A 3,099-nucleotide genomic window follows, 5' to 3' on the forward strand; every position below is an offset into this window, starting at 1 on the left:
ATGGGCAGCAAGAACCTCAAGGCGATTGCGGTGCGCGGCACCAAGGGCGTGGGCAACATCCGAGACCCCAAAGCCTTCATGAAGGTGACCTACGAGAAGAAAAAAATCCTGCACGACAACGCCGTGACCGGCCAGGGCCTGCCCAAGTTCGGCACCCAGGTGCTGATGAACGTGATCAACGAGATCGGCGGGCTGCCCACGCGCAACCACCAGGACGTGCAGTTTGAAAGCGCCAAGGACATCTCGGCCGAAGCCATGGCCACGCCGCGCGACACCGACGGCAAGGCGCAGCTGATCACCAACCAGGCCTGCTTTGGCTGCACCATTGCCTGCGGCCGCATCAGCAAGATGGACGCCGGCCACTTCACGGTGGCCAACAAGCCGCAGTACTGGGGCGCATCGGGCGGGCTTGAATACGAAGCCGCCTGGGCGCTGGGCGCGGCCAACGGCGTGAAGGACCTGGAGGCGCTGCAGTACGTCACCATGCTGTGCAACGAGGAAGGCATTGACCCGATCAGCTTTGGCGCCACGCTGGGCGCGGTGATGGAGCTCTATGAAATGGGCGTGCTGACCAAGGAGCAACTGGGCATTGAAGCGCCGTTCGGCTCGGCCGAAGCGCTGGCTTTCCTGGCCGAGGAGACCATTTACGGCCGCGGCTTTGGCAAGGAAATCGGCCAGGGCTCCAAGCGCCTGACCGCCCGGTACGGCCACCCGGACCTGTCGATGACGTCCAAGGGCCAGGAGTTTCCGGCCTACGACGGCCGCGCCATCCAGGGCATTGGCCTGGCCTACGCCACGTCCAACCGGGGCGGCTGCCATCTGCGCGGCTACACCATTGCCTCCGAAGTGCTGGGCATTCCGGTCAAGACTGATCCGCTGGAGCACGAAGGCAAGCCCGAGCTGGTCAAGGCCTTCCAGGACGCGACGGCGGCGTTCGACTCGTCGGGGCTGTGCGTGTTTACCACCTTTGCCTGGGGGCTGGCCGATTTGGCGCCCCAGCTGCAGGCCGCCTGCGGCGAGCAGTACACCACCGAAGAGCTGGCGAAAATCGGCGAGCGCATCTGGAACATGGAGCGCGAGTTCAACAACGCCGCAGGCTTTACCAAGGCCGATGACTCGCTGCCCAAGCGCCTGCTGACCGAGCCGGCCAAAACCGGCCCGGCCAAAGGCAAGGTCAACATGCTGGCCGAGATGCTGCCCAAGTACTACGCCGCGCGCGGCTGGGACAGCGAAGGCGTGCCGACGGCCGAGACCCGCGAGCGCCTGAGCCTCTAAACGTTTTTCCTCTGACGAGGGCAGGGGTGGGCGCTGCTTGCAGCCTCACCCCTTTTTTTATTCTGGAGACCAAGCCATGACCCACCATGTCATTCTGGGCGCAGGCCCCGCCGGCGTGATTGCCGCCGAAACCATCCGCAAGCACGCGCCGCAGGACCGCATCACGCTGGTCGGCGACGAAGCCGAGCCGCCGTATTCGCGCATGGCGATTCCCTACCTGCTGATGGGCAACATCGACGAGCGCGGCACCTATTTGCGCAAGGGTCCGTCGCACTTTGCCGATTTGAAGATCAATCAGGTCACGGCCCAAGCCAGCCGGGTTGATGTTGCTACCAAAACGGTAGTATTCAAAAGCGGCGAAACACTGGCGTTTGACCGGCTCCTGATTGCCACCGGCTCCCACCCGGCACGCCCGCCGATTCCGGGCATGGACAGCGCGGGCGTGTACCCGTGCTGGACGCTGGACGACGCGCGCAAGATCATGGCGCTGGCCCGGCCCGGCGCGCGCGTGCTGCAGATGGGCGCGGGCTTCATCGGCTGCATCATCATGGAGTCGCTCAAGCAGCGCGGCGTGCAGCTCAGCGTGGTCGAGATGGGCGACCGCATGGTGCCGCGCATGATGGGCCCGATGGCCGGCGGCATGATCCGTAACTGGTGCGAAACCCAGGGCGTGCAGGTGTTCACCGGCACCCGGGTCGAGGCGATCGAGCCTGGCACACCGCTCAAGGTGCGGTTGTCCAGCGGCCAGACGGTAGAAGCCGACCTGGTCATCAGTGCCACCGGCGTCAAGCCCAACATCGCCTTTCTGGAAAACTCCGGCATCACCTGCCTGCAAGGCGTGCTGACCGACGAACACCTGCAGACCAGCGTGCCCGGCATTTACGCGGCCGGCGACTGCGCCGAAGCCTTTGACAAGGTCAGCGGCAAGACCATCGTCAGCGCGATCCAGCCCAACGCCGCCGAGCAGGCCCGGGTCGCCGCGCTCAACATGGTGGGCCAGCGGGCCGAACTCAAGGGCGTGACGCAGATCAACGTGCTCGACACGCTGGGCCTGATTTCCACCAGCTTTGGCAATTGGGAAGGCGTGCCCGGTGGCGAGCAGGTGGAACTGACCGACCGCCAGGCCAACGGCGGCAAGGGCCGCCACCTGAGCCTGCAGTTCAAGGACGACGTGCTGGTGGGCTGCAACAGCGTAGGCTGGACCGACCACGTGGGCGTGATGCGCGGCCTGGTCGAAGGCGCGGTGCACCTCGGGCCCTGGAAGGAAACCCTGCAGCGCGACCCGACCAAGCTGATGGAAGCCTACCTGGCCAGCGCCCAGGCGCAGAGCCAGTGGAGCGGGGCCACCGACGAGCGCCGCCGATGAACATCACCTTCAAGCTGTTCGCCACGCTGACCGACTACCTGCCGGTCACGGCACGGCGCAGCAACATCGTGATGCTCGACGTGGCGCCTGACGCCACCATCAGTGAGATCATCGCGCCCTTTGGCCTGCCGCCCAAGCTGGTGCACCTGGTGCTGGTCAACGGCCGCTACATTGCGCCCGAGCTGCGTCTGAGCACCACGCTGAACGAGGGCGACGTGCTGGCGATCTGGCCGCCGATTGCAGGCGGCTAGCGGCGTGCAGTCGCATTACCTGGAACGCTTCGAGCGCGACATGGGCTGCACCGAGGCTGAATGGCTGGGCTGGCTGCCCGCCGCGCTGGGCAGCCACGCCTGGCAGCGCAGCGGCGCCAGCGTGCAGGTCAGGGTGGACCCGGGCACCCTGCAGATCGACTGGCAAAAGGCCGAGCCCCGCGTGCTGGGCCAGGCCCGCATTCCGCG

General features: G+C 66.1%; 4 protein-coding genes. All 4 read left to right on the top strand.

Features of this window, described 5'->3' with window-relative positions; translation table 11 throughout:
- The coding region (locus IV091_RS18430) for an aldehyde ferredoxin oxidoreductase C-terminal domain-containing protein (RefSeq protein ID WP_293470934.1) at nt 1-1,275 on the top strand (1,275 nt) is incomplete at its 5' end.
- Between the two features lie 76 nt (nt 1,276-1,351).
- Nucleotides 1,352-2,641 (top strand): FAD-dependent oxidoreductase, encoded by a 1,290-nt coding sequence (locus tag IV091_RS18435; RefSeq protein ID WP_293470936.1) that lies wholly within the window; start codon nt 1,352-1,354, stop codon nt 2,639-2,641.
- Nucleotides 2,638-2,892, top strand: a complete 255-nt coding sequence (locus tag IV091_RS18440; RefSeq protein ID WP_293470938.1) for a MoaD/ThiS family protein — start codon at nt 2,638-2,640, stop codon at nt 2,890-2,892. The genes IV091_RS18435 and IV091_RS18440 overlap by 4 nt, the downstream gene beginning before the upstream one ends.
- Nucleotides 2,893-2,896: 4 nt before the next feature.
- Nucleotides 2,897-3,099: hypothetical protein (locus IV091_RS18445; RefSeq protein ID WP_293470940.1), on the top strand; the 203-nt coding region annotated here is incomplete at its 3' end.

It is taken from the genome of Polaromonas sp., from assembly GCF_018780625.1.
GTDB lineage: Bacteria > Pseudomonadota > Gammaproteobacteria > Burkholderiales > Burkholderiaceae_C > Polaromonas.

Coding starts and splice junctions, on each gene's coding strand:
- IV091_RS18435 (WP_293470936.1), top strand. CDS start 1,352: ATGACCCACCATGTCATTCTGGGCGCAGGCCCCGCCGGCGTGATTGCC.
- IV091_RS18440 (WP_293470938.1), top strand. CDS start 2,638: ATGAACATCACCTTCAAGCTGTTCGCCACGCTGACCGACTACCTGCCG.